The organism is Micromonospora sp. KC721 (genome assembly GCF_004348355.1).
Taxonomy (GTDB): Bacteria; Actinomycetota; Actinomycetes; order Mycobacteriales; family Micromonosporaceae; genus Micromonospora.
Genome location: NZ_SMJY01000065.1, coordinates 1 through 26,413, shown reverse-complemented (window position 1 = coordinate 26,413; position 26,413 = coordinate 1). Strand labels below are relative to the sequence as shown.

Annotated in this window: 26 protein-coding genes; 16 read left to right on the top strand and 10 right to left on the bottom strand. The window is 71.6% G+C overall.

All coding sequences use genetic code 11. The features are described 5' to 3' along the window. Positions 1 to 483, bottom strand: a 483-nt coding sequence (locus E1182_RS13865; protein WP_371687549.1) for a hypothetical protein, incomplete at its 3' end; no start/stop codon positions are given. Then, complete coding sequence (locus E1182_RS13860; RefSeq protein WP_243706207.1) at positions 480 to 1,142, bottom strand: CDP-alcohol phosphatidyltransferase family protein; 663 nt, start codon at positions 1,140 to 1,142, stop codon at positions 480 to 482. The genes E1182_RS13860 and E1182_RS13865, both read right to left, overlap by 4 nt. Before the next feature lie 345 nt (positions 1,143 to 1,487). On the opposite strand from E1182_RS13860, the gene E1182_RS13855 reads away from it, so the two are divergent. Genes E1182_RS13855 through E1182_RS13845 form a run of 3 tightly spaced genes read left to right on the top strand, consistent with a single transcriptional unit; the run spans position 1,488 to position 3,353 of the window. Then, positions 1,488 to 2,174 (top strand): helix-turn-helix domain-containing protein, encoded by a 687-nt coding sequence (locus E1182_RS13855; RefSeq protein WP_132264890.1) that lies wholly within the window; start codon positions 1,488 to 1,490, stop codon positions 2,172 to 2,174. After that, on the top strand, positions 2,171 to 2,935 hold the full coding sequence (locus E1182_RS13850) for an MIP/aquaporin family protein (RefSeq protein ID WP_132264888.1): 765 nt from the start codon (positions 2,171 to 2,173) through the stop codon (positions 2,933 to 2,935). The genes E1182_RS13855 and E1182_RS13850 overlap by 4 nt, the downstream gene beginning before the upstream one ends. Beyond that, a complete protein-coding gene (locus E1182_RS13845; RefSeq protein ID WP_132264886.1) occupies positions 2,928 to 3,353 on the top strand; it encodes an arsenate reductase ArsC in 426 nt (141 codons plus the stop codon). Before E1182_RS13850 ends, E1182_RS13845 begins: the two co-directional genes overlap by 8 nt. 48 nt (positions 3,354 to 3,401) lie before the next feature. On the opposite strand, the gene E1182_RS13840 is transcribed toward E1182_RS13845, so the two are convergent. After that, positions 3,402 to 3,830: a VOC family protein gene (locus tag E1182_RS13840; RefSeq protein WP_132264884.1), complete on the bottom strand. Its 429-nt coding sequence runs from the start codon at positions 3,828 to 3,830 to the stop codon at positions 3,402 to 3,404. 311 nt (positions 3,831 to 4,141) lie between these two features. Between E1182_RS13840 and E1182_RS13835 the strand changes: the two genes are divergently transcribed. The 4 genes from E1182_RS13835 (at position 4,142) to E1182_RS13820 (ending at position 6,824) form a co-directional block, all read left to right on the top strand. Beyond that, positions 4,142 to 4,579, top strand: a complete 438-nt coding sequence (locus E1182_RS13835) for a hypothetical protein (RefSeq protein WP_132264882.1) — start codon at positions 4,142 to 4,144, stop codon at positions 4,577 to 4,579. Beyond that, complete coding sequence (locus E1182_RS13830; protein WP_132264880.1) at positions 4,579 to 4,803, top strand: helix-turn-helix transcriptional regulator; 225 nt, start codon at positions 4,579 to 4,581, stop codon at positions 4,801 to 4,803. The genes E1182_RS13835 and E1182_RS13830 overlap by 1 nt, the downstream gene beginning before the upstream one ends. Before the next feature lie 17 nt (positions 4,804 to 4,820). Beyond that, on the top strand, positions 4,821 to 6,431 hold the full coding sequence (locus tag E1182_RS13825) for an alpha/beta fold hydrolase (protein WP_132264877.1): 1,611 nt from the start codon (positions 4,821 to 4,823) through the stop codon (positions 6,429 to 6,431). 183 nt (positions 6,432 to 6,614) lie between these two features. After that, the gene (locus tag E1182_RS13820; RefSeq protein WP_243706206.1) at positions 6,615 to 6,824 is read left to right on the top strand and encodes a hypothetical protein; all 210 of its coding nucleotides are present in this window, start codon (positions 6,615 to 6,617) and stop codon (positions 6,822 to 6,824) included. 253 nt (positions 6,825 to 7,077) lie between these two features. On the opposite strand, the gene E1182_RS13810 is transcribed toward E1182_RS13820, so the two are convergent. Continuing rightward, positions 7,078 to 8,130 (bottom strand): LacI family DNA-binding transcriptional regulator, encoded by a 1,053-nt coding sequence (locus E1182_RS13810; RefSeq protein ID WP_132264875.1) that lies wholly within the window; start codon positions 8,128 to 8,130, stop codon positions 7,078 to 7,080. 381 nt (positions 8,131 to 8,511) lie between these two features. Between E1182_RS13810 and E1182_RS13805 the strand changes: the two genes are divergently transcribed. The 4 genes from E1182_RS13805 (at position 8,512) to E1182_RS13790 (ending at position 12,591) form a co-directional block, all read left to right on the top strand. Continuing rightward, positions 8,512 to 9,594, top strand: coding sequence for a substrate-binding domain-containing protein (locus E1182_RS13805; protein ID WP_132264872.1), 1,083 nt, complete (start codon positions 8,512 to 8,514; stop codon positions 9,592 to 9,594). Between the two features lie 98 nt (positions 9,595 to 9,692). Continuing rightward, a complete protein-coding gene (locus E1182_RS13800; protein WP_132264870.1) occupies positions 9,693 to 10,724 on the top strand; it encodes an ABC transporter permease in 1,032 nt (343 codons plus the stop codon). Then, on the top strand, positions 10,721 to 11,650 hold the full coding sequence (locus E1182_RS13795; RefSeq protein WP_132264868.1) for an ATP-binding cassette domain-containing protein: 930 nt from the start codon (positions 10,721 to 10,723) through the stop codon (positions 11,648 to 11,650). Before E1182_RS13800 ends, E1182_RS13795 begins: the two co-directional genes overlap by 4 nt. Continuing rightward, a complete protein-coding gene (locus E1182_RS13790; protein WP_132264865.1) occupies positions 11,647 to 12,591 on the top strand; it encodes a carbohydrate kinase in 945 nt (314 codons plus the stop codon). The genes E1182_RS13795 and E1182_RS13790 overlap by 4 nt, the downstream gene beginning before the upstream one ends. Before the next feature lie 216 nt (positions 12,592 to 12,807). On the opposite strand, the gene E1182_RS32820 is transcribed toward E1182_RS13790, so the two are convergent. Then, positions 12,808 to 15,699: a helix-turn-helix transcriptional regulator gene (locus tag E1182_RS32820; protein WP_132264863.1), complete on the bottom strand. Its 2,892-nt coding sequence runs from the start codon at positions 15,697 to 15,699 to the stop codon at positions 12,808 to 12,810. A 163-nt stretch (positions 15,700 to 15,862) separates the two neighbouring features. Between E1182_RS32820 and E1182_RS13780 the strand changes: the two genes are divergently transcribed. From E1182_RS13780 to E1182_RS13765, 4 genes are all read left to right on the top strand, one after another. Beyond that, positions 15,863 to 16,507 (top strand): hypothetical protein, encoded by a 645-nt coding sequence (locus tag E1182_RS13780; RefSeq protein WP_132264860.1) that lies wholly within the window; start codon positions 15,863 to 15,865, stop codon positions 16,505 to 16,507. Beyond that, a complete protein-coding gene (locus tag E1182_RS13775) occupies positions 16,507 to 18,036 on the top strand; it encodes a multicopper oxidase family protein (protein ID WP_132264857.1) in 1,530 nt (509 codons plus the stop codon). The genes E1182_RS13780 and E1182_RS13775 overlap by 1 nt, the downstream gene beginning before the upstream one ends. Before the next feature lie 88 nt (positions 18,037 to 18,124). After that, entirely contained in the window at positions 18,125 to 19,324 is a 1,200-nt protein-coding gene (locus E1182_RS13770; protein ID WP_132264855.1) for an FAD-dependent monooxygenase, read from the top strand. A gap of 176 nt (positions 19,325 to 19,500) precedes the next feature. Beyond that, positions 19,501 to 19,986, top strand: coding sequence for a DUF1772 domain-containing protein (locus E1182_RS13765; protein WP_243706205.1), 486 nt, complete (start codon positions 19,501 to 19,503; stop codon positions 19,984 to 19,986). A 183-nt stretch (positions 19,987 to 20,169) separates the two neighbouring features. Here E1182_RS13765 and E1182_RS13760 read toward each other — a convergent pair whose 3' ends face one another. The 3 genes from E1182_RS13760 to E1182_RS13750 are packed head-to-tail and all read right to left on the bottom strand — an operon-like array spanning position 20,170 to position 22,939. Further along, a complete protein-coding gene (locus E1182_RS13760) occupies positions 20,170 to 21,462 on the bottom strand; it encodes a hypothetical protein (protein ID WP_132264850.1) in 1,293 nt (430 codons plus the stop codon). Between the two features lie 11 nt (positions 21,463 to 21,473). Beyond that, positions 21,474 to 21,986 (bottom strand): SigE family RNA polymerase sigma factor, encoded by a 513-nt coding sequence (locus E1182_RS13755; protein ID WP_132264848.1) that lies wholly within the window; start codon positions 21,984 to 21,986, stop codon positions 21,474 to 21,476. Between the two features lie 29 nt (positions 21,987 to 22,015). After that, complete coding sequence (locus E1182_RS13750; RefSeq protein WP_207921393.1) at positions 22,016 to 22,939, bottom strand: cutinase family protein; 924 nt, start codon at positions 22,937 to 22,939, stop codon at positions 22,016 to 22,018. Between the two features lie 203 nt (positions 22,940 to 23,142). On the opposite strand from E1182_RS13750, the gene E1182_RS13745 reads away from it, so the two are divergent. Next, positions 23,143 to 24,489: a CdaR family transcriptional regulator gene (locus tag E1182_RS13745; RefSeq protein WP_132264846.1), complete on the top strand. Its 1,347-nt coding sequence runs from the start codon at positions 23,143 to 23,145 to the stop codon at positions 24,487 to 24,489. Here the strand turns inward: E1182_RS13745 and E1182_RS13740 are convergent. Further along, on the bottom strand, positions 24,437 to 25,756 hold the full coding sequence (locus tag E1182_RS13740) for an MFS transporter (protein WP_132264844.1): 1,320 nt from the start codon (positions 25,754 to 25,756) through the stop codon (positions 24,437 to 24,439). The two genes, E1182_RS13745 and E1182_RS13740, sit on opposite strands and share 53 nt — an antisense overlap. 322 nt (positions 25,757 to 26,078) lie before the next feature. Then, entirely contained in the window at positions 26,079 to 26,306 is a 228-nt protein-coding gene (locus E1182_RS13735) for a cellulose binding domain-containing protein (protein ID WP_371687550.1), read from the bottom strand. Positions 26,307 to 26,413: the final 107 nt, after the last annotated feature.

Below are 26,413 nucleotides of genomic sequence, written 5' to 3'. Positions count from 1 at the left end.
GGGGAGCAGGGCGAGGGCGGCGAACCGGGTCGACCGGCCGACCAGGCAGGCTGCCGCGAAGACGGTGACGGGTGTCTTCGCGGCGGCGACGCAGAACGTGATCAGCAGCAGCGGCGGCAGTCCGACGCCGGCGCTGAGCAGCACCACCGGTACGGCGAGGGCCGGCCGCTGCGCGGCGGCCTCGATCGCCCGGCCCCAGTGATCCAGCCGGCGTCGTAACCCACCCCGGGTCCGGTCCCGCTCCCCGGCTGCGGCCCGGCGGCGGTCCAGCCAGCGACGCAACGCCGAATTGCGCAGCGAACCCCGGGCGGCCAGCAGGATCAGCACCTTGCCGATGGTCTGCCCGACCGCGGCGACGAGGGCGACCGGCAGCGCCGCGCCGCCGAGGGCGCTGGCACCGACCACGTACGGCTCGATCGGCAGCGCCGGCACGAACGCCGACACCAGCGACAGCCCCAGCGCGGCCAGCATCTGCCCGATCACGAGGTCACCAGCGACGGGCCACGGAGCTGCGGCTCGACGAACGGTGGGCCCAACGGCTGGCGGGTGAGCCGGTGGACGACGACGACCGAGCACACCTTGACCACCAGCACCAGCGTGGCGACGGCCACGGCGTACCAGTAGGCGGCGGGAATCAGGGCGGTCAGGGCGAGGGCCGCGGTGTTGAGCACCTTCGCCGGCGGCCACCAGTTCCACCGGTAGACGCCCCGGTGCACCAGGTGGAAGTAGTTGGGGCTGAGGATCGGCCAGCGCAGGAACGCCAGACTGAGGTGGCAGTCGAGCACGAGGAACTGCACCAGGAATACCGCGCAGGGCACGGCGAGTTCAGGACGCAGCACCAGCAGCGCGGCGATGCAGAGGCTGCACGACGCGCGGTCGGCGACGATGTCGAGTACCGCGCCGAACCGGGTCTCCTGGCGCAGCAGCCGGGCGACCAGCCCGTCGAGCACATCGCCCAGCCAGTAGGTGGCGTACGCGGCGATCAGCAGCGCGGGGCTGGCCCGGGTCAACGCCAGCACGGCGAGGACGATCGCGGCGACGGCCCGGACGATCGTGATGGCGTTCGGCGTGTTCAGCGCGTGCCCGTCGAGGGCAGCAGACATTCCGGCGTGCCGGTCGGCGGCCGGATTCCCCCTGGACACAGCGGACCTACCTGGTCGTGGGCGTCGGGGGGCCGTCTTCGCCGGCCGATCGGCGGCGGGATCCGGATCTGTGCCCGATGCTCATGTCGCGCCCCGCTAACTGGCCGCTCCCGAGGGAACATGACCCAGCGTAGCCACGGCCGCCCCCATTGTAGAGCGTCCGCCATCGAACACCATGGCATCGACACCGCGTGGCGGCGGGACCCGAGCGGCGGGGTTCGGCGGGTCAGGGGCGGGAGACATACGACTCCGCCGCCTGTCAGCAGCGCCCGTAGCGGCCACCTCGACCCACCCCGGGCTCACCTCGGTTGACAAGCAACAAAAGCCTCAGCAATCATTGAGTCAATGAGCTTTGAAATGGATTCCCTCGCGGCGCGGGCACGCCGCCATGCCGCCCTCGGTGACCCGGCGCGCCTGGCGATCGTCGACGCCCTCACCGTCGGCGACGCCTCCCCCGGCGAGATCGCCCGCGCCCTCGACCTGCCGACCAACCTGGTCGCCCACCACGTCAAGGTGCTCATCGACGCCGGCCTGGTGGTGAAGGGCCGCTCCGAGGGCGACCGGCGGCGCACCTACCTGCGGCTGCGGCCGGCCGCCCTGGCCGCCCTCGCCGCCCCACCCCTGACCGGGGTCGAGCGGGTGGTTTTCGTCTGCACCCACAACTCCGCCCGCTCCCCGCTCGCCGCAGCGCTCTGGAAGCGGCGTACCCACGGTGCCGCCGCCTCCGCCGGGACGAAGCCGGCGGCCCGGGTGCACCCCCGGGCCCTGGCCGTGGCCCGCCGACACGGCCTCGACCTCGACCCGGCCGGCACCGCCCATGTCGACGACGTCGTACGCGCCGACGACCTCGTGGTCGCCGTCTGTGACCACGCCCACGAGAACCTCGGCGGGCCGGTCCGCCCCCACCTGCACTGGTCCGTCCCGGACCCGGCCCGCCTCGACACCGACGCGGCGTTCGACGCCGCCTACGCCGAACTCGCCGACCGGGTCGACCGGCTCGCCCCCGCCGTCACGGCGGGAGGCATCCGATGACCATCGCGTTGCGGCGTCGCCTGCTGGCCGAGTTCGTCGGCACCGCGCTGCTGGTCACCGCCGTGGTCGGCTCCGGCATCATGGCCGCCACCCTCTCCCCCGCCGACGTCGGACTCCAACTCCTGCAGAACTCCGTCGCGACCGCGTTCGCCCTGGGCGCTCTCATCCTGATCTTCGGCCCGGTCTCGGGGGCGCACTTCAATCCGGTGGTGTCCGCCGCCGACTGGCTCCTCGGCCGGCGGACCGGCACCGGCCTCACCGGCCGCGACCTCGCCGGTTACACCGCCGCCCAGGTCCTCGGCGCGATCGGCGGGTCGGTTCTGGCCAACCTCATGTTCGACCTGGCCGCCGTCGACCTCTCGGGCCGGCAGCGCTCCGGGGGCAACCTGTGGCTCGGGGAGGTCGTGGCCACCGCCGGGTTGATCCTGCTGGTCTTCGCCCTGGCCCGCACCGGCCGTGCCGCGGTCGCCCCGGCTGCGGTCGGCGCGTACATCGGGGCCGCGTACTGGTTCACCTCGTCCACCTCGTTCGCCAATCCCGCGGTGACCGTCGGGCGGGCGTTCACCGACACCTTCGCCGGCATCGCCCCCGCCTCGGTACCGGGCTTCGTCCTCGCCCAACTCGTCGGCCTCACCGTCGGCGCCGGTCTGCTGCTGGCGCTCTACCCCGACGCCGGCCGGGCCGCCGACCAGGTCGTCGTCCCCACCGACGGCACTGTCGAGCGTCCCGCACTTCTTTCCAGAGAGGCTTCCGATGCCTGACAAGCCCAGCGTCCTGTTCGTCTGCGTGCACAACGCCGGCCGCTCCCAGATGGCTGCCGGCTGGCTGCGCCACCTGGCCGGCGACACCGTCGAGGTCCGCTCCGCCGGCTCCGCCCCCGCCGACCAGATCAACCCGGCCGCCGTCGAGGTCATGCGCGAGGTCGGCGTCGACATCACCGACCAGGCCCCCAAGCTCCTGGAGTACGAGACCGTCGGGTCCTCCGACGTGATCGTCACCATGGGCTGCGGCGACGCCTGTCCCGTGTTCCCCGGCAAACGCTACGAGGACTGGAAGCTCGACGACCCCGCCGGCAAGGGCGTCGACGCGGTACGCCCGATCCGCGACGAGATCCGTACCCGGGTGGAGCGGCTGCTCAGCGAGGTCCGGCGCGGGACGTCCCCCGATTCCGGGCGGTGACGGCAGCGTTTCGGTGACGGTCGGCGTCTCCGGGTGTGGCCTGCCGGATCAGGCGACGAAGACGCAGAACGGATGGCCGGCCGGGTCGGCGTACACCCGTAGCGGTTCCTCCGGGTCGTCGATGCGGTCGAGCAGTAACCGACCGCCGAGGCGCAGGACCCGTTCGTGCTGCACCCGAAGCTCCTCGACCGACGCCACGGTCAGATCCAGGTGCAGTTGCTGCGGCACCGGGCCGTGCGGCCACGTCGCCGCCGGCAGCCGGTCGACCTGTTGGAAGGCCAACTGCGGCGCGCCCTCCGGGCTTCGCAGCACCAGCCAGTCGCGGCCTCGCTCGTCCACGGCGCCCGTTTCCGGCGGCTCGTCACCGGGCCGGTAGACCAGGCCCAACAGCGACCGGTAGAACTCCGCCAGGGCACGGGCGTCGGGGCAGTCCAGCACCACCTGGCACAACCTGGGCACGCTTGCCCCGTCGACCATGTCGGTCACCCCCGGAGCCATTCTGCGGGACGCTCCCGGCACCCGCACCCGGTAGGAAGCATCGGGTTCAGGCGCCACCACTCCCTCGTGACGATTGATTGTTCTCCCGGCGGTGACGCCGCAGCGGCGCGCGGTGCTGTCTCGGCGCAACCTCTGGCGGCCGAGCACCCCCGCACGGCCGCTCAACCCGCTCACTCGGCTGTCGGCAGCGGCAGTTGCGGTCACCCACCCCTCCATGTAACCTTTAGGTGTCATTAAGACACCCATACGACACACGATGCGTCGTGAAGGTTATTTGGAAGGGGTGGGCGATGCCCAATTCGACGCTGCCGAACGCCCGATCCGGTCGGTCGTTCGCGCGCCTGCTCGACGCGGCGACGTTCGTCTGGGGGGTGGCCGGAGCCACCGCCCTGGTGTCCAAGGGGGCACACGACGCGGGTGGGCAGGTCGGCTGGCCCCGCTGGTGGGAGCTGACCTACGTCACCGCGGTGGTGGTCGCGGGGATGGCGCTGGCCGTCGCGGGCTGGGCGAAGTGGCGGGCCCGCCACGCCGGCGCGGTTCTGGCCGACGAGCGGACCGCCGCGACGCACCTGCGGGCGACGGCCGCGGCGTTGGTCGGAGCACTCGCCGTACAGCTTCCGTTCTTCTTCCGGATCGAGGTGCCGTCGGTCGCCCAGGCGCAGTTCACCGTGGCGGGTGCCCTGGCGGCGTACGGGGCGGCGCGGCTGTGGTTCAACCGGGACGCGTGATGGGTGAGGAGACCAGCCACCCGCTGCGCAACCACATCAAGGTTGAACGGGCTCGCCACAACCTGACCCAACAGCAGCTCGCCGATCTGGTCGGGGTGACCCGCAAGACCATCACCACGGTGGAGACCGGACGGTTCATCCCGTCGACGGTGCTCGCCCTCAAGCTCGCCAGAGCCCTGCACACCCGGGTCGACGAGCTGTTCTACCTGGCCGAGGAGCAGTGACAGAAAGAAGGACAGCCATGGGTTCTCCAGCATCGCGGATCGGCACCGCCGTGACGGTCACGGTCGCCCTGGCCGCCGGCCTGCTGACCACCGGCGCGACACCCGGCCACGCCCAGTCCCCCACCGGGCCGCTGGTCTGGCGCTCCTGCCCGGCGGACGTGTCCGACCATCCGGCGCTGCGGTGCGCCGTCCTGTCCGTACCGCTCGACCACCGCGACCCGCAGAGCCGGCACATCACCGTCACCGTTTCCCGGATCCCGGCCACCGACCCGGCCCGCAGGTTGGGCACCCTCGTGCTGAGTCCGGGTGGCCCCGGGATCGGCGGGCTGGCAATGCCCGCCCAGTTGCACGGCCCCGGACAACCGCCACAACTGGGGCAACGCTACGACCTGGTCGGCTTCGACGCCCGCGGCGTACGGCACAGCAGCCCGGTCAGCTGCGGCCTGCCGGTGGCCGACCGGGCCGTTCGCTACCCCGCCCCCGACGGCTCCATCGCGCACAGCGTCGCCCACGCCCGGGCCACCGCCCAGGCCTGCCGCCGAGAGGCCGCCGACGTGCTGCCGCACATCACCACCGCCAACACCGCCCGGGATCTCGACCGAATCCGGGCGGCGCTGGGCGAGGAGCGGATCTCGTTCTTCGGGCTGTCCTACGGCACCTACCTCGGCGCCGTCTACGCCACCCGCCACCCGCACCGCACCGACCGGGTCGTCCTCGACAGCGCCCTGGATCCGAACCGGATCTGGTACGACCTGGTCCGCCTCGGTGGGCTCGGTCTGACCCAGCGGCTGCCCGACCTCACCGGCTGGGTCGCCGACCGGCACCACACCTACCGGCTCGGCCGCACCGCCGCCGCCGTCGAGCACCGCTACCGCACCCTGCTCCGCGACCTCGACCACCACCCGATCACCTACCCCGGCCTCGTCGTCGACGGCAACTGGCTACGCGACTACACCCGCGACAACCTCGAACAGCCCGACGCCAGCCAGTTCCCGCACATCGCCGCCGTCTGGCAGGAACTCGCCGCCGCCAGCCGGGCGCCAGCCACCGGCACCCCGGCCGTCGTCGCCGACGCGATCCCGGCCACTTCGGTCCCGGCCGGCGCAGCGGTACCCGCTGACAACCGACAGACCGTCGGCTACGCCGTGCAGTGCGGCGACGCCGCCTGGCCCCGTCGACCGGAGCGCTACGCCGCCGCCGTACGCCGGGACCGGACCCTGTTTCCGGAGGACGCGGGCCGGTCCGCCACCATCACCCCGTGCGCCTTCTGGCCCGCCCCGGTCGAAGCCGCACCCATGGTAGGGGCAGCAGGCCCCCGCAACATCCTGATCCTGCACAACCGCCGCGACCCGGCGACCCCCTGGGTCAGCGGACACGGCATGCACCAGGCGCTGCGGCACCGGTCCACGCTGGTCACGGCCGACACCGGGGGGCACGGCGTGATCGGCGCCAACGACTGCGCCACCGCGCTGGCGCTGCGCTACCTCACCGACGACCGGCCGCACCTGCCCGCCAGCCGGATCTGCCCGGGCGACGGCCAGATTCTCCGTCGGGACGCCGGCGTGGGTCAGACGTACGCGGTGCCAGGACGGGGCTCGGCTCCGGCTCTGGCCCCGCTGGGGCGGTGACCTGCTCGCGGAGGCGGGCCACACCGGAAGGTCGGTACGCTCACCGGGGCGCTGGCCGCAAACCGGCGAAACGGTGCGCTGAACCGGCCACGACGGACTGCGCTGTGGCGTGGCAGCGACGGCCAAGCATCGGTGGTATCGACGGGACGTCAGATCGTGGAGAACCCTCACGCGGAGGACCGAATGGCACCGTTACGGCTCGGCAGCATCCTGCTCGGCACCCCCGACCCGGATCGGCTGCGCGCCTGGTACGTCGCCGCCTTCTGCCCGACGGTGACGCCATCCGGGTTCCTCGACTTCGGCGGCGTCGAGGTGCTGGTGGACCGCCGGGACGACGTACGTACGACTACGTCGACGCCCGGGGCATCCACTGCGGCGAGGGACCGCCGATAGCCTGGTTCCGGGACCCGGCCGGCAATATCCTCTCCGTCCTGCAGGAGTGAACCCTGCCCCGCCCTGCAGGAGTGAACCCCGCCCAGGGCGTCGTCGTTTCCTCGTCCAGTTCGGCCAGCCGCCGGGCCAGATGCCGTCGCGTACGCGGTCTCGTCGGCCCCGAGCTTCCCACGCGCCGGCCCTCCGGTTTCTTCCGTCGTGCCGGATCACCCACCGGCGGCCGTGACCCGGCCGCCGGTTCCTCCTGACCGGATCAGGTGGCCCACGGTCCCCGGATCTCGCCGGATCCGCGCGCGATCAGCCGGGTCGGCACCACGTGGGTGGTGGGCTCCCACACCTCGCCGTCGAGCCGGCGGAAGATCAGCGACGCGGCGACGCGACCCATGGCCGGCGGGTCCTGGGCGATCACGGTGACCGCCGGTTCGAGCAGGTCGGCCAGGGGGAAGTCGTCGAACCCGACGAGTGCGACGTCGCGGTGCCGGCCCAGCCGTTGCAGCGCCCGCAGGGCGCCGATGGTGACCATGTTCTGGGCGGCGAACATCGCGGTGGGAGGTGCCGCACCGGCCAGCAGCCGCTGCACGGCCTGCTCCGCCTCTGCCTCGGTGTGCAGGTCGTGGACGGCGGTGGCCGGTCGGATCCCGTGGTCGCTGAGCGCCTCCTTGAAGCCCTGGAACCGTAGCTGGGCCGTGGCGATCGTCCGCAGGTCGCCGAGGTACGCGATGTCGCGGTGCCCGTGCGCGACGAGGTGGTGCACGGCCGTGGCGGCGCCCTCGACGTTGTCGGCCAGGACGGCGTCGACGTGCAGCCCGACCGGCGGCCGGTCGACGAACACGACGGGAGTGCCGGCGTTGACCTCGTCGCTGAGGTGGCCGTGGCGGTCACTCGCCGGCACCACCACGAGCGCGTCCGCCTGCCGGATGGTGAACGCCCGCAGCAGCGCCCGCTCCCGTTCGGCGTCCTCGTCCACACTGCCGGCGAAGATGAGTACGTCCCGGTCCCGAGCCGCGTCCTCCAGCGACCTCAGCAGGGCGGCGGAGAACGGGTTGCCGACGTCCTCCAGCACGGCCCCGATCGCCGCGGTCCGCCCACTGGCGCGACGCAGGCTGCTGGCGGTGAAGTTCGGCCGGTAGTTGAGCTGCGAGACGGCCCGTTGCACCGCGCTCACCTTGGCGGAGGACACTCCCGACTCGCCGTTGATCACACGGGACGCGGTCTTCGGACTCACTCCGGCGAGGAGCGCGACATCGCGCAGTGTCGGTCGGCTCCGGGCCTGCCGTGGCGCGACCGGTGAAGCGGCGCCCTGCATGGTGCTCCTCCACGGTTCAGGGTTTACGGACCTGGCCCGGGGGCACCAGTACGGCCACCCCTGGCCGGCCCTGGGGCTGTCAGATTACCGGCGACCGCCAGGTAAGCGGGTCGGCCGGGCGTGACGACAACCAAGACCGGTGGCTCATCGACGGAGTTCTCCGCGAAGGCCACCGCCCGACCGGCACGGCCGGGCACCGCGCCGGTGTATCGCCGGATACTGCCGCCCGCCTGATATCGATGTCAAGTTTTCGATCGCGTTACGCCAACGTTATGCACCTAGTCAAACGACCTCTTGACACCCTTCAGCAGGGGGGACGAGACTCCTCGGACAACGTTGTCAACCACGTCCCGCACCAGCGGCGGTCGATGAGGAGTGAACATGTTTCCACGCGTAGGCCGTACCCGCGCCACGGCGCTGCTGGCGATCGCGGTCGTCGGCAGCACGGTCATCAGCGCCTGCGGCGGCGGCACCGACCAGGCGGCGTCCGGCGACAAGGCCGTCTCCGTCTCCCTGATCACCAAGAACTCCACCAACCCGTTCTTCGTCAGCATGCAGGAGGGCGCGAAGAAGGCGGCCCAGGCGCAGAACGTCAAGCTGACCGTGGCCGCGGGCAAGGAGGACGGCGACGAGGCGGGCCAGGTCCAGGCGATCGAGGACGCCATCGCCCGGGGCGACCAGGGCATCCTGATCACCCCCAACGGCCCCGGCGTCAACTCCGCGATCAAGAAGGCCCGCGACGCCGGGCTCTACGTGATCGCGCTGGACACCCCGCCCGACCCGGCCGACACCGTCGACATCACCTTCGCCACCGACAACTTCAAGGCCGGTGAGCTGATCGGTAAGTGGACCGCCGCCCAACTCGGCGGCAAGCCGGCCACCATCGCCCTGCTCGACCTGTTCAACGACAAGATCGTCTCCGTCGACTACAACCGCGACCAGGGCTTCCTGACCGGAATGGGTATCGACACGGCCGACAAGAAGAAGAACGGCGACGAGGCGAAGACCGGCAACTACTCCGGCGGCACCTACACCATCGTCTGCAACGAGCCCACGAACGGCGCCGAGGACGGCGGCCGGACCGCGATGGAGAACTGCCTCAGCAAGAACCCGAACATCAACGTCGTCTACACCATCAACGAGCCGGCCGCCATCGGCGCGCACAAGGCCCTCCAGGCGGCGGGCAAGGCCGAGGGTGCGCTGGTGGTCTCCGTCGACGGCGGCTGCGAAGGCGTACGGCAGGTCAAGGACGGCGTCATCGGCGCCACCTCCCAGCAGTACCCGCTGAAGATGGCCGAACTCGGTGTCGAGAGCATCGCCAAGATCGCCCGGGGTGGCGAGAAGCCGCAGGTCACCAGCGGACTCGACTTCTTCGACACCGGCGTCGCCCTGGTCACCGACAAGCCCGCCACCGGGGTCGACAGCATCGACACCGCCGCCGGCGCCAAGAGCTGCTGGGGCTGATCCCACCCGCTCGGCTCGGGCCTCCCGACGGCGTTCCCGCGGGAGGCCCGCCCCGGGCACCTCTTCCCCTTCCCCCGACGACCGGCAGGGAGCCCGCCGTGACCGCCACCGTGCATCCGCCCGCCACCGCCGCGGAGCAGTTCGCGCACCGTCCCCGCTCACCGCTGCAACGCGTCCAGCACCTGCTGCACGCCCACCCCGCGATCAGCCCGTTCCTCGTCCTCGTCCTGGCCTTCGTCGTCTTCTCGACGGTCAACCCCCGGTTCGCCTCCCCGAACTCGCTCTCACTCGTCCTGCAACAGGTCGCGGTGGTGGCCGCGCTCGCCATCGGACAGACGCTGATCATCCTCACCGCCGGCATCGACCTGTCGGTCGGCGCGGTGGCGATCCTGGCCATGATGGTGTCCGCCAAGACCGCCCAGGAGCAGGGCATGCCGGGGCTACTCGCGATCGCGTTGGGCATCGCCGTCGGCACGGCCGCCGGCGCGCTCAACGGGCTGCTCGTGACGCGACTCAAGCTGCCGCCGTTCATCGTCACGCTGGGCACCCTGAGCGTGTTCACCGCCCTCGGGCTGCTCTACTCGGCCGGGCGCAGCGTGCAGGGCAGCGACCTGCCGGCCCTGTTGAGCTGGACCGGAGAATCGTTCCCGGTCGGTCAGTTCCGCATCACCCGGGGCGTCGTCCTCGTGGTGATCCTCTACCTCGTCATCGGATTCGCACTGGCCAAGACCGCCTGGGGACGGCACGTGTACGCCGTCGGCGACGACCTGGAGGCCTCCCGGCTCGCCGGGATCCGGGTCAACCGGGTGCTGCTCAGCGTCTACACCGTGGCGGGGCTGGTCTACGGCATCACCGCGTGGATCATCATCGGGCGGGCCGGTGCCGCCAGTCCCAACGCCATCACCGACGCCAACCTGGAGAGCATCACCGCCGTCGTCATCGGCGGCACGAGCCTGTTCGGCGGTCGTGGCGCGGTCCTCGGCACCGCCCTCGGCGCGCTCATCGTCGGTTTCTTCCGCAGCGGGTTGTCGCTGGCGGGCGTCGACGACCAGTACCGGGTGCTGGCCATCGGGCTCCTGGTCATCCTCGCCGTCTCCATGGACCAGTGGATCAGGAAGGTGAAGCCATGACCGTCACGACAGCGCAGCCGGCGGACTCGTCGACGCCGGGCCGCAACGACCGCACTCCGGTGCTGTCGGCCCGCGGCCTGGTCAAGAGCTTCGGCAGGGTGGTCGGGCTCGACGGCGTCGACCTGGACCTGTACCCGGGCGAGGTGCTCGCCGTCATCGGCGACAACGGCGCCGGCAAGTCCACCCTGATCAAGTGCCTCACCGGGGCGCTGGTCCCCGACGCCGGGCAGCTTCTCCTCGACGGCCGGCCGGTGCAGTTCAAGCGCCCCCAGGACGCCCGCGACGTCGGCATCGAGACGGTCTACCAGAGCCTGGCCGTCGCGCCGGCCCTGGACATCGCCAGCAACCTCTTCCTCGGCCGGGAACGCCGCCGGTCCGGTGTCCTGGGCTCGGTCTTGCGGATGCTGGACCACAAGGGCATGCGGCGGTCCGCCGCCGAGGCCCTGACCAGTCTCGGCATCGGCACCCTGCAGAACATGTCCCAGGCCGTCGAGACCCTCTCCGGCGGTCAACGCCAGGCGGTCTCGGTGGCCCGCGCCGCCGCCTTCGGCAGCAAGGTGATCGTCCTGGACGAGCCCACGGCGGCCCTCGGCGTCAGGGAGTCCAACCAGGTCCTGCGCATGATCAAGGAGGTCCGGTCGCGGGGCCTGCCGGTCATCCTCATCAGCCACAACATGCCGCACGTCTTCGAGGTCGCCGACCGCATCCACATCCAGCGGCTGGGCCGGAGCGCGGGCGTCATCACCCCGAGTTCCCACACCATGAACGAGGCCGTCGCCATCATGACCGGCGCGACCACGTTGGCCGAGACACCGGGGTCCGTCGGCGCCCCGGCCGCCGCCGCGACACCAGGGCCGGCCGAGCAGGATCCGGCGGGCGACGGGCGGCGCCCGACGCCCCCGCGCCCCGAAGGGCACCCTTCGTGATCATCGTGGTCGGTGAGGCCCTGGTCGACCTGATCGAGGACGACGCGGGGCGACCCGTCGCCCACCCGGGCGGCAGCCCGGCGAACGTCGCCGTGGCGTTGGCCCGCCTCGGCCTGTCGACCGGGCTGCTCACCCAACTCGGCGACGACCCGCACGGCCAGCTGCTGCGGGCGCACCTGCGGGACAACGGGGTACGGCTCGCGCCGGGCTCGCTGCTCGACGGGGCGCCCACCAGCGTGGCCCGCACCACGTTCGACGGCGACGGGCAGCCGCGGTACGCGTTCGACGTCACCTGGCGGGCCTTCCCGGTCTCGGAAGCGGTGCCGGCGGCAACGCCGGAATGCCTGCACACCGGCTCCCTGGCCAGTGTCCTCACCCCCGGCGCGGACGACGTGCTGGCGCTGGTGCGCGCCGCCCGCCCGACGACGATGATCAGTTACGACCCGAACTGCCGGCCCGCCCTGATGGGCGACCACCGGTTGGCCGCGCGCCGGATCGAGACGCTCGTCGGGCAGAGCGACATCGTGAAGGTGAGCGTCGAGGATCTCGGCTGGCTGTACCCGGGAGACCCGTACCAGCAGGTGGCCCGCCGGTGGACGGATCTCGGCGCCCGCCTGGTCGCGGTCACCCTGGGCGACCAGGGGGCGTGGGCCCGGTCGCACGCCGACGAGACCCGGGTGGACGGCGTCGCGGTCGAGGTGGTCGACACCGTCGGCGCGGGGGACGCGTTCATGGCCGGTCTGCTCGCGGACCTGCGGGACCGGGGCCTGCTCGGCGTCGGTCACCGTGCGGCGCTCGGCGCCGCCGGCGCCGACGTGCTGCGCCCGGTGCTGGCGCACGCCGCCCGGATCGCCGCACTGACCTGCGGTCGCCGGGGCGCGAACCCGCCGACCCGCGCCGAGGTGGCGGCGGCGGACTGGTCGACCCGCGCGTCGGCGTAGCCGGCGATCCGGCCCCGGCACGAAGCCAGCGGTCGCGCCCCGACGTCCGACCGGGACGTCGGGGCGCGACCGGCCAGGGATCGCGGCGCAGAAGCTGGGCGAACGCGCCCGCATCCGCAGCGAACGACAACGACTGCCACCTCCCCGCCGAACCGCGGATCCATGACGCCTCGACGGTCGCCGTGCCCATGCGGCCAGCGGAGGGCACGGCCTCGGCTATCCGTCCAGAAGGTGTAGGCGGTGGGCGGTGGCGCTGGCCTCGCCCCGGCTGTTGACGCCGAGTTTGGTCAGGATGTTGGACACGTGCACGCTGACGGTCTTCGCACTGATGAACAGTTGCTCACCGATCTGGCGGTTGGACCGGCCCTCGGCTACGAGATGGAGCACTTCGACCTCGCGGTCGGTCAGCCCGAAGCGTTCGAGGTCGCCGGAACGGGTGCGCGGTTCGGCCTGCGCGTCAAGCGGCAGTTTGCTGCTGCGGGCCAGCAGGCGGACCTGTTCGGACAGGGTCTCGGCACCGAGGTGGTCGGCTTGTTCGACCGCCGCCAGAAGCCACCGCCGCGCCGTGCGACGGTCACCGACGCCGAGGGCGGCTTCTGCGGCGCGCAGTCGGGCGCGGGCAGCGGGGTACGGGCTGCCGACCGCGTCCCAGTCCGCGACGACGTCGGGCCAGGAGGTGGCCGGCGCTCCGATCTCTGCCGCGAACTGCGCGGCATATGCCCGAAACAGCGGGGTGTGGGTGGGGAGCTGGGCCGCCACCGCGCGCAGCGCGTCGACCGCCCCGTCGCCGGTGTCCGACCGGGAGTTCACTCGGGCTCGCATCCGAGCGTGCGTCTCGATCCGAACGCCGATCGTCACCAGTGGCCAGGCGTGCAGCGCGAGGCCGGTGCCGATGGCGGTGGGTAGCGCTGCCGTGATGGCCGCCCGTGCGTCGTCGATCCGGTTCTCGACGAGCGCGATCTCGGCTTCGAGTCGGGTCACCGCCAGAGCTGTCGGACCCGGATGGGACACCGGGCTCAGCAGAGTGCGGGCCAGGGACATCTGTTCACGTACGGCATCGGTCTCGCCGCGCGCCAGGGCGATCTCGGCACGCAGGGCGTACAGCGCGGCGCCGAACACGTCCGGTGGGTCCATGTCGAGGGCGGTCGAGCTGGCCGATTCGGCGTCGTCCCACCGGCCGACAGCGGCGAGCGCCGCGCAGAGTTGGGCGGCGAGCAGCGCCCCGAGGGTTCGGCTGACACCTGACCGGTACGCCGCTTCCAGACCGGCCTGCGCGGCAACGATCATGGACGGATAGTGCCCGAGATGGTGCAGTGCCTCGGCAATGTTGAGCTGGGCCCTCGCCACCCGGACCAGATCGTCGTGTCGTTCGGCCAGGTCGCCCGCCGCCCGCAGGGTCGCCAGGCTCTCGTCGTAGGCACCGAGCTGGCACAGCACCCAGCCCAGCGTGGTACGGGCGTTGACCGCCAGGTCGACGTCGCCCAGATCGGCGGCGAGTTGAGCCGCCTCCTCAGCGGCGTCCCGCGCCGGACCGGGATGCCCACGCAGCGCGAACACGACGGCGACAAGATCGAGCACACTCGCGCGGATGCCCGGAGGCACGGTGGGCAGCAGTTGAACAGCCTCCGCCACGGACGTGAGCGCGCCGTCGCGGTCGAGATGGTGCAACGTCATGCCGCGGTGGGCGAGCAGCTTCGCGGTTCGCCCCGGCTCGCGTGCCTGGTCGATCTCGGCCAGCGCCCGGTCGATCAGGCCGAGCGCGCGAGCGTCCTCGCCGGCCCAGGTGGCGGCGGCGACAGCCGTTTCGAACAGGTCGAGCCGGTCGTGCCCGGACAGCCGCTGTGCGTCGGGCACCCGCGGCCACAGGTCCAACGTACGCTCGATGATCTGGGCTTGCTCGGCACGGGCGTGGATGCTCCCGGCCACCTCCGCGGACCGCACCAGTGCGGGCAGTGCCTTGTGGTCCTCGCCCGCGCCGTCCCAGTGGTGGGCGATCTGTGCGGCGAGCCGATCCGCCGGCACCAGGGCGGGATCGGCCTCGATCGCTTCGGCGTACCGGCGGTGCAGCCGTGCCCGCTCCGCGGGCAGGAGATCCGCGGCGGTCATCTCCCGCAGCAGCCCGTGCTGGAACTCGTACCCGTCTACGGTGGCTGACAACACCTGTACGGCGGTGGCGGCCCGCAACGCGTCCAACAGTTGCACCTCGTCCAGGCCGGCGGTCGCGGCGAGCAGGCGGTGCGGGACGCGCCGCCCACCGACCGCGGCCAGGCGTACGACGCGCAGCGCGGACGGGGGAAGCTGTTCGACGCGGTGCAGCAGGAGGTCGCGCAGGGAGTCCGGGACCTCACCGACCCCATCGGCCAGGGCCAGTTCCTCGGCGAACAGCGCGTTGCCACCCGACCGGCGGTACACCTCGTCGATCAGCGGTCGGGCGGCGGGGGCGGCGCGCAGACCGGCGACCAGCTCGGCGATCTCGGCCCTGGAAAACCCGGCCAGCTCGCTGCGACGTACTCCCCGCAGGCGCTCCAGTTCGGCGAGGAATGGGCGCAGCGGGTGGCGGCGGTCCAGGTCGTCGGTGCGATACGCCATGACCGTCAGGACGCGGGCCGCGCGCATGGTGCGGGCCAGATACCCCAGCAGATCGCGGGTTGAGCGGTCAGCCCACTGCAGGTCGTCGATGACGAGCAACACCGGGCGCTCGGCGCTGAGCCGCCGCAGCAGCGCGGCGAACAGGTCGAACATCTGCGCCTGGCTGCTCGGGGCCGGCTCTGGTGCGCCCAGCTCCGGGAGCAGCCCCAGTAGGGCGTCGGCGCCCGGCAGCAGGGCGGGCAGCGCCGCTTCGCCCAACTCGTGCACCAGGTCCCGCAGTACGGCGGTAACCGGCGCCAGCGGCAGGCCCTCCACACCCAGCTCGATGCAGGCACTGGACAGGATCCGCATCCCGGACTCCGCCAACCGGTCAGCGACATGGCGCATCAGGCGCGTCTTGCCGATCCCGACCTCGCCGCCGAACACCACGAACTGCGGCTCTCCGGTGTGCACGAGCCCCACGGCCTCGTCGATGAGAGCCAACTGCTTGCGCCGCCCCACGAACACCTTCGCTCCCACTTGATCAAGAGTACGCGTGTCCGGTGAACCCCTAGGCCGGTCCCGAGGCGGAATCTAAGGCGGCGGCTAGGGCAGTTGCCAGAGGTGCGAAGGCCCTGGGCTCGGCGAGGCTATCTGAAGCGCGGCAGTCGGGCCGAGCGCCTACCCCTCCTGGAGACCCAACATGAGCGTCATAGCGACCCCAGCGGGAGTCCGCGACCCACATGTCGTCGTACCCTTCGCCGACCCGGCCCCCGACGTGGCCAGGCTCAGCTTCGACAGTGGCCTGGCCCAGTTCGGCCTGCGCGCCGACGAGCAGTTGACCGAACTGATGGCGGCGGACTTCGCCCACCCGCTGCCGCTGGTCTGGACGACCGGCCACAACACCCACGTCGAGTACCCGCTGGGCGCACGGCTGCTGCGCCGGACGGGGCCCAACGCCGTACGCCTGAACCCCGCAGTGCCGTGGGCGCTCGATGTGCACGGCGGCGCGGAACACCTCGACGCCGACCTCACCGGCCTCGATGTACGTTCGCTCGCGTTCCACTCCGGCGCCACGCACCTGCGGTTCGTCCTGGGCAAGCCGACGGCACCGACCACGATCCGCCTCACCTCCGTGAAGGGTCTTCGCGTCGATCGACCCGCTGACGTACCCGTGCGGCTGGAGATCGGCAAGGGCGCCACCAAGGTGACGCTGGACGATCGGTGGTTCGGCGCGGTCGGCGGTGGGCTGGTCGAACAGTCGTCCCGGCCGCGCAACACCGATCACTGGTACCACGTGATCGTGTCCGGTAGCGCCGACACCGTGACGATCGGCTCGGTCGCCTGATGGCACCACGGCGCCTCGCCCGCCGGTCACTGTTGAAGATGGGGCTCATCGGCGTACCGGTCTCCACCGCCGCACTCGGCGGAGGGTTGGCGGCAGTGTGGGCCGCGGCCGACACCACCACCGCCGGGCGACTGACATTCACCAACCGGCTGGCCATACCGCCACTCGCGGCGAGCCGCGTGGACGTCTCCGGCCGCCGGGTGTTCGACCTCCGGACGATCGCAGGCGAGCACCAGTTCCGGCCGGGGCGACCGACTGCCACCCTGGGCGTCAACGGGGGACACCTTGGGCCGACGCTGCGGGCCAGCCGGAACGAGACCGTGCTGGTCAACGTACGCAACGAGCTGTCCGAGGCGACGAGCCTGCACTGGCACGGCATGCACCTGCCCGCGGCGATGGACGGTGGGCCACACCAGATGATCGAGCCAGGCGCCGGGTGGTCTCCCACCTGGCAGGTCGCCCAGCCGGCCGCCACCCTCTGGTATCACCCACATCCGCACCAACAGACCGCGCGGCAGGTCTATCGCGGAATGGCCGGCCTGTTCATCGTCGACGACCCGGACACGCCGGCTGGCCTACCGAGCCGGTACGGGGTCGACGACATCCCGGTCATCGTCCAGGACAAGCAGTTCGGCGACGACAACCAGCTCGACGACAGCGAGGCCTTCTGGACTCCGATGGGCATCCTCGGCGACACGATCTGCGTCAACGGGACACTGGCGCCGTACCACGATGTCGCCACGGAGCGGGTACGGCTGCGACTGCTGAACGCGTCGAACTCGCGGTTCTACCGGTTCGGGTTCTCGGATGACCGGCCGTTCGCGCTCGTCGGTACCGACGGAGGGTTGCTCGCCGCCCCGTACGAGACAGCCCGGATACAACTGTCCCCCGGGGAACGCGCCGAGATCGTCGTGACCCTGGGCCCGGGTGAGCGTGTCGTCCTGCGCAGCTACCCGCCCGACCTCGGCATCAACGTCTGGAACAGGCGCTTCGGCGGCGGCGACGACACCTTCGACATCCTCCAGTTACGCGCCGCGGCACAGCTGTCCCCGTCGCCTCCGCTGCCCGGCCGGCTCGCCGATCCCCCTCGGATCGACGCCTCTGCACCTGCGGCCACCCGCACCTTCCAGCTTTCCGGATACTCGGTGAACGGCAGACAGATGGACATGAGCCGCATCGACTTCGCGGTGACCAGAGGCACCACCGAGGTATGGGAAATCATCGCCATCGACGACACACCGCACAACTTCCACGTCCACGACGTCCAGTTCCTGATCCTGTCCGTTGGCGGCGCGCCACCACCGCCGGAGTTACGTGGCTGGAAGGACACCGTCCACACGCCACCGAACACACCCGTACGCGTCGCCCTGCGGTTCAGCGAACACGTCGACCCCAACATCCCGTACATGTACCACTGCCATCTGCTCAACCATGAGGACCAGGGACTGATGGGCCAGTTCGTCGTCGTCGAACCCGGACAGCAGCCCGGACAATCCCCTGCCCACGACCACCACCACACCAGGCCATGAATCTCGGTTGGTCATCACCGACGGCGGCGTCGGTCGACGAACGAAACCGTGAACGAGACGTCCGGAATTTGCGAAGGAAGAGATCCTGATGAAAAAGGCGTTGATTATCGGCGGCGGCATCGGCGGCACGACCATGGCGATGGCGCTGCAGCGCGCGGGAGTCGAGTCACGGATCTTCGAGGCGTACGACCGGCCGGCCGACTACCCGGGACTCTTCCTCAACATCGCGTCCAACGGGTTGGACGCGCTGCGCGCCATCGACGTCGAGGTCGTCGATCGGGCTGACGGATTCCCGATCCCCCGAATGGTCATGTGGAGCGGCACCGGCAAGCGGTTGGGCCAGGTCGCCAACGGTACGCCCCTTCCGGACGGCACCGTCAGCGTCTGCGTCCGGCGTGGCGCACTCCAGAAGGCCCTACGGGAGCAGGCCCTCGATCGCGGTATCGATATCGAGTACGGCAAGCGCCTGGAAGACTACGAGGTGACCGCCGACGGCGTCGTGGCCAGGTTCACCGACGGCACCCACGCCACGGGCGAGATCCTCATCGGCGCCGACGGCATCAACTCCCGTACCCGCCGGATTCTCGACCCCGACTCGGCCAAGCCGCGGTTCACCGGCCTGGTCAGCGTCGGGGGGTACAGCCGCACCAATCTCGCACCTACCACCGACACCCAGCATTTCGTCTTCGGCAAGCAGGCGTTCTTCGGTTATCTCATCCGGGAGTCCGGCGATATCTACTGGTTCGCCAACCTGCACCGCCCCGACGAACCCACCCGTGGGGAACTGGCTGCCATCCCGACGGAACAATGGCGGCGTCAACTGCGTGACCTGTTCGCCGACGACCTACCACTCATCAGTCAGATCATCACCACCAGCGTCGGCGACATCGGCGCCCACCTGGTCCACGACATCCCCACCAGCCCCGTCTGGCACCGTGGCTCGGTGGTGCTCATCGGCGACGCGGTACACGCCACCTCCCCGTCCGCCGGCCAGGGCGCTGCCATGGCCATCGAGGACGCGGTCATCCTCGCCAAGTGCCTGCGCGACGCGCCCGACATCAACGCCGCCTTCACCGCATACGAACATTTGCGCCGGCCCAGGGTGGAAAAGGTCGTCGCCTACTCCAAGACCCTCTCCGACAGCAAGGCACCCGGCCCCGTGGCGCGGGTCTTCCGCGACCTCATGATGCCGATCGCCCTGAAACTGTTCGCCAATCCGAAGTCCCACGCCTGGATGTACACCCACCACATCGACTGGAACGAGAAAGCCGTGACGAAGGTGGCGTGAGCGGGTCTCTCGCTTCGGCCGACGCCGTCCGGCAGACGTGGTCGACTCGGCCGCCGGGCGGCCCCCCGAGCACGGGCCGACATTCACTCGATGCCAACTTCTCAGCACAAGAGACAGGTGCAAGCAAAATGCGATCGACACTGTCCCATAATCCCCCCTCGCCGGCTCCCAGCCGGGTGGCATCAGTCCTGCTCTGGCTCCTGGTCGTCTTCGTGGGAGTGCAGTTCGGCGCCGGGCTGTACGAGAAGATCGTCGTCGTGCCGCTCTGGGACAGCGTGCCACCGCGGGACATCCTCACCGCGATGCAACAGTCCGGCATGTACGACGCCGGGCGTGCGTTCTGGCCGTTCGTGTCGCCGGTCGTCGCCCTGCTGGCCATCGCCAACATCGCGGCGTGGCGCGCCAACCAGGCCAACCGGCGCTGGGTGTTGGCGGCCGGCATCATCATGCTGTCGTACGCCATTTTCAGCTACAGCTACTTCGTTCCCCAGATGCTGATGTTGCAGAGCTCCGCCGACTCCTGGTCGGAGTCGAGAATCTCGACGACCGTCCAGTGGTGGACCAGCCTGAACTACCTGCGGATGTTCCTCGGCGCAGCAGGCTGGTTCTGCGCGCTGCGGGCGCTGTCGCTGGCGGCCGCCGGCAACAGGAGCGCCAGTTAGCGGATACCGCGTGCTGCGCCGCGACCCGCCGTCGGACGGATGACATGCCGTGGTGACCTGCTCCGCGAGTTGCGCGACTCCGTCCCTCAGGTGCCGGCCAGGCCGCGGAGAGGGGCCGACCCGACCGGGTCGGCCCCTCTCGGTGTTCTCTCTGGTCCACCCGGGCGGATGCGCCGGATTCCGTTACCGGCAGCGCCAGACGACGGCCTGGATCGTGCCCGTCGCATCGTCGGACTGCCCGGCGATGGTGCGCCCGTCGTCGCTCACCGTCGACGCGATGGTGGACAGGGTGCCCGGCTGGTGGCTGGCCAGAGCCGGCAGCGCCACCGTGGCGGCGTCGGCGACGAGCACCGCGCGCCCCCGCCCGTCGATGCCGACCTGCCAGCCGTGGGCGTTAACGGCGTCCGCCGCACCCTTGAACGCACCGACCACGCGCACCTCACCGGTACGGACGTTCCACCGGACAGCCTTCGCCCGGGCGTACTCCGCACTCGCGCCGGTCCGTCCCGACGACGGGTCGGCTGCCCCGTCGCGGCCGGGGCCGTCGCTGGCCACCCCGATCGCCCAGCCGTTGCGGATGTGGAAGACCCGGGCGGTGGTGGCCCGCTCACCGTCGAGGCTCGGCATCGGGAGCGCGCGGTGGGTGCCGTCGGGGAACCACACGTACGGCCGCTTGTTGTCGATAGTGCCGACCGTGGTGCCGTCCTCGTCGATGTCGCGGGCCGTACCCTGCGACGCACCGGCGGGCAGCGGCAGTCGGATCGGCTCGGTGGTCGCCGACGGCCAGACCAACGCGGCGTTACCGGTGTCGTCATCGCCCACGATGGCTCCGGCCTCATTGATCGCGTACGCGTTTCCGCGTTGCACTCCCGGCAGCTTCGAGACCCTGCCGTCGCGGTAGACGTACGGAACCGGGCCGGCGCCCGGCTTACCGCCTTCGGCGTAGCTCCAACCGACCGCGGTACCCGTCGAGTTGACGTCCTGCAGCGATTCCTCCAGGTCGCCGGGGAGCATCACCTTTCGGGCCTCACCGTCGTGCCAGATGACCGCCTGGTAGCTGCCGGGCTTCGGGTACGAGCGCCCGACGAGGTACCGGCCGGTGGGGTCGGCGCCGGTGACCAGCGCCATCGGCGCGCCGTCCGGTACGGGCAGCCGGTTGAGCGCGCACCTGGTGGGCGGGGTCGCCGCAGCCGGGCTCCAGCCGGCCGTGCCGGGGATCGTGTACTCCCCCTTCGGTGCGACGGAGGCGGTGGTGGGCGCCGCACCGGCCGTGGTGCGCGGCGGGGTGTGCGGGGACATCGCCACGACCGAGGCACCGGCGACGGCGAGCGCGGTCACCGTCGCGGCGCCCGCGTACCCGACGCCCCGGTGGATCCGGCGGCGCCGTCCGTCGGCGATCGCCCGTCGGATGTCCACGGTGGAAGGGGTGTGCGGCTCGTCGTCGAGCGACCGCAGCAGATCGAGTTCGGATGGCATTTCTCGGCTCCTCAGTTCACGGTGGAGAAATCTGCGAACTCCCGCTCGCCGAGCAGGCGCCGCAGCGTGGCCAACCCGCGGGACGTCTGGCTCTTGACGGTGCCGGACGAGCAGCCGAGTATCGCGGCCACCTCGTCGACCGACAGGTCGTAGAAGAACCGCAGCACCAGCACGGCCCGCTGCCGGCGGGGGACCCGGCTCAGCGCCGCCCGGACGACCTGACGCTCCTCCACGCCGCCGTCCTGCGACGGTGGTGGCTCAGGTGTCTCGCGGAACAGCCGCACGCGCGCCCAGGCCAGCCGTCGCTCGTCCAGGTACGTCCGCACCAGCATCGTCCGGACGTACGCGTCGAGCCTGTCGGCGGCCTGCGCACGCCGCCACTTCACGTACAGCGTGGTGATGGTCTGCTGGACCAGATCATCGGCACGGTGCTCGTCGCCGGCCAACAGGTACGCCAACCGTCGCAGCGCGGGAATCCGCGCCGAGACGTAGTCGACGTACTCCTTGTCCGAAACATCCCGCATCGCCCGTCCCTCCGTTGGGTCATCAACCCTCAGACGGGGCCGGACGGCCACCCGGTTGTACGTTTCGCAGATCGATCGCGTGAATCCCGCAGCCACCGCTGGAGGCGCGGTGGGTGTGGCCGAGGCCGTTGGTGGACCACGCCCGGCCGCATCCGTGCTGTCCAGGAGCAGGCCGGACCCACGGGACCGGAGCCTGCTCGGCGTCGGCCACCGTGGCGCGGCCGGTCGCGCCCCGACGTCCGCGTGGACGTCGGAGCGCGACCGGCCGAGGGACCTTCGACGCAGGAGCTAGATCCGGGCGGCGGCGAAGGTCGCCGCCCGACCCGCGTCGCCCCCGTAACCCAGGTGCGCGAGGACGCTGGTGCCCAACGGGTCGCGCAGACCACGTCACGGTCGGCGCAGATGTCCAGGGTGCGGGCCGCGACCGGGCCCTCGATACCGCGGCGCAGTTTGCGCAGCGGGTAGCCGAACACCAGCACCGCCGCCACCCGGGGCTGCACGGCCGCAGGGATGGTGGCGACGACCGGACCACCGACGGCGGCGCCCGCCGAACTGGTGCCGAGCGAGTTGCCCACGACGTTGGCGCCCTGCGAGTACCCGACGAGGATGAAGCGCTGCTCTGGGCAGGACTGCGCCTGGCTGGTCACATGGTCGACCAACGCCCGGTTGCCCTCCGTCGGGGAGGTCCGGCTGGTGTTGGCGGGATAGTCGACGGCGTGGCTGGTCAGGGTGACGCCGGTCAACCGCCGTTGGAGCGCGGCGAACACCGGGTCGCCCACGATGACGCCCAGCCGGCCCGGCTCGCCGGTGCCGCGCGCGACCACGACGTCGACGTCGGCGCACTGGGCGGACGCCGCCGGGCCGGCGGCGAAGACCGCGCCGCCGGTGGTCAGCAGCGCGGCGGCGAGCAGGACGCCGGTACGCCGCCAGAGACGGGGGATGGCGAAGCGCATCTCCGGTCACCTCCACTGAGGATTGATGCTGGTCGAGACGAGAAGTTAACTGAGCGCTCAGACCGGGCGACACTCAGCGACATACTGGTATCAACGACGAAGAATGTCACTGCGGTGAGTGCCGCTGAACCACGCGGCGGTCGGGGCCGTGTCGGAAGGCAGAGCGTCCCGGTGGCGTCGCCGACTATGGGCGGGAGCGCAAGATGGCAACGAACGACGCGTCTGCGGTGGGATGGTCCGCCCTGCGGATCCCGGCGGCGACCGTGGAGCTGCTGCGCGCCGACGTCCTCCGTTCCGCTGCGGAGATGGTGCGTGAGATCGAGCGGCAGGTTCCGGAATACGGCCCGGCCGGTGACCCGGCGTCCGCCCGCGCGCTACGTCGCGGAGTGAACCTGGCCCTGCGCCGCTACCTCGACCTGCTCGACCGGCACGCCCACCTGACGGCGGTCGGCGCGGCGGACGCCACCGGCGGGGCCACCGACTGGCGCGAGATCTACCGTGCGGTGGGCGCCAACGAGATGCGCGCGGGCCGCAGCCTGGACGGCCTGCACGCCGCCGCACGGGCCTGCGCCCGGGTGGCCAACCGTCGGCTGCGCGCGTTCGCCGCGCGGCACCCGCTGTCGCCGGAGGCGGTCGCCTGGCTCGCCGAACGGATCTTCGACAACATCGACGACATCGCCCAGGCGTCGACCGAGGGGTACGCGCAGGCGCGGGAGGCCGAGGCCAGCGGACACGAGCGGCGGCGACGGCAGCTCGTCGACGTGCTCCTCGCCGATGCGCCGCCGTCGGTGCCGGCGCTGACCGCCGCAGCCGCTGCGGCCCGTTGGCGACTGCCACGCCGCCTGGCCGTCGTGGCCATCGCCGCGCTCGGGCCACCGACCCCGACGCCGAGGCTGGTGCCGGAGATGCTGACCGGGTACGACCGTCCGCAGCCGTGCCTGATCGTGCCGGACCCCGAAAGTCACGCGCAGGTACGGGTGCTCGTCAACGGCCTGGTCGGGCAGCACGCGGCGGTGGGACTGGCGGTGACCCCGACGGAGGCTGCTGCCTCGCTGCGCTGGGCGCGTCTCGCCCTCGACCTCGCCGCGAACGGTCTCCTCCCCCGGCAGCCGCTCATCTGGTGCCGCGACCACCTGGCCGCGCTCGCGGTCTTCCAGGACCGGGCGCTCATCGCCGCGCTCAGCGAACGGCAGCTCGCGCCGCTGGCCCGGTTGCGAGACGACAGGCGCGCCCTGCTGGCCGACACCCTGCTCGCCTGGCTGATGTTCAACATGAACGCCAACGAGGTCGCGGCCCAGCTGCACGTCCATCCGCAGACCGTGCGCCACCGCCTGCGTCAGCTGACCGACCTGTTCGGCGACCGTATCCGCGACCCGCAGCAGCGCCTGGAACTGGAGATCGCGTTGCGGGCCGAACGCGCCCGCGCCCGCCGGGCGGCCGGGCCCACGGCGGCGACACGGCAGCGGCGGCGGTCGGCGCCGGCCGGCGGCGCGGCGGTCAGGGGCGCAGCCGACAGGCGGCGAACGCGGCAGTCAGGGGGATCGCGGTGAGGGCCAGCCAGGGCAGCGTCCCGCCGAGCTGGTCGCCCGCGCTGTCCAGGAGCAGGCCGGTGATGGCGCTGCCGACCAACACCAGCGTGCCGGAGATGGTGGACAGCGCGCCGGTGTAGAGGCCGAGGTGCCCTGCCCCGGCGAGGTCCGGCAGGAGTGCCCGGGCCGCCGGTACGACGAGCATCTGCCCCGTGGTGAGCAGGACGACCAGCCCGGTGGCGGGTAGCAGGCCGGCCGGCCCGGGTAGCTCGAAGGGGCGGGCGGCGGCGACCACGGCGAACCCGGCGGCGATGGTCGCCAGCCCGGCCACGAGGCTGGTGCGCAGGCAGAGGTTACGGGTGACCCACCCGGTGACCGGCAGCTGGGCCGTGATGACCAGCAGCGAGGAGAGGGTGAACATCCAGGCCAGTGCGCTGGCCGAGCCGCTGGTACGGATGATCTCCTCGGGCAGCGCCAGGTAGAGCTGGTTGTAGGAGACCAGGTAGCCGCTGTAGGCCAGGGCGAGCAGCAGGAAGCTCCGGTTGCGGCAGAGTCCCCGCACCCCCGGCCAGGCGCCCCCGCCGGTTCGGCCCGCCGCGGCCGGGCCGGCGGTGGGCCGGCGCGGCATGAGCCGGGCGTGCCCGGCGAGGATCGCGACGAACACGACGGCACCGCCGAGACAGGTGACGCGGAAATCGACCAGGAGCAGCAGCGCGCCGAGCGCCGGTCCGGTGAACGCGCCGATCTGCCCGGCGACGGAGAAGATCGCCAGTACCCGGGTCCGGGGGGCGTGCCCGGCCGTTTCGTGTTCGACGGCCTGGCGGGCCACCTCGGATTCGACCGCGGGCGAGAAGAGCGCGGCGGCGAACCCGATGAGCAGCACCGAGGCGAGCACCGACCAGATTCCGTCGGCGACGGCGAGGCCGGCGAACCCGGCGACGCGCAGGGCGCAACCGGCCAGCACGACCGGTCGGGGGCCGAGCCGGTCGGTGAGCGCGCCGCCGACCACGAACAGCCCCTGCTGGCTGAAGGTGCGCAGACCGAGGACGAGCCCGACCAGCCACCCGGCGAGACCGATGTGGTCGGCGAGATGGCTGCTCAGATACGGCAGGACCGCGTAGAAACCGATGTTGAAGGCGAGCTGGGTGCCGATGAGCAGACGCAGCAGCGACGGCATGTCCCGCAGTTCGGCCAGCAGCCGGCCGAAGCGGGCAGACGGAGGCCCAGGGTTGGCCTGCTGGTCCGGGGTGGCGGGCTGGTCGTGGCGAAGCGTGGGGGCCGTGGTCATCGCTGTCCTACCGTCGGGGCTGCCGGAAAGGAAGCGGGCGGGGCTGCCGTCGGCGGCGATGGGCCGCGCGGATCAGGTAACCGGTGGTCGCCGGAGCGGCCTTCTCGATCAGGGTCACGCCGTCGATCTAATCGCCACCAGGGCGTTATTGCAAGTATTAGGCAACAAGATGGGATGCGGTCGCGGGTACGCGGTGACGGCCCGGGACCAGAACCAAGATCGCGGCGGGCCAGGGTCATCGACGCCAGGTGTCTGACGACGCGATGTCCGCTGGCCCGCCGCGAGAGGCCCCGGTGCCCGGCGGGGCGTGGGTGGTGCGCGCCTACGGGCTGGCGCAGGTCAGGGTGGGAGCGGACGGACTACCGTTGGCGATGAAGCCGAACGTGGTCGAGCCGGACGCCGGAAGCGAGCCGTTGTACGGGGCGTTCCGCACCGTGGCGGTGGAGCCGCTGGTGCTCAGCGTGCCGTTCCACACCTGGCTGATGCTCTGGCCGCCACCCAACGTCCAACGAACGGTCCACCCGTTGATCGGCGCACCACCTGCCCGCACGGTCACCTCGCCCTGGAAACCGCCCGACCACGAGTTGACGGTGCGGTAGCTCGCGGCGCAGGCGCCACCGGGTGCCGGCGTCGTCGGCGGCGGGGTGGTGGCTGTCT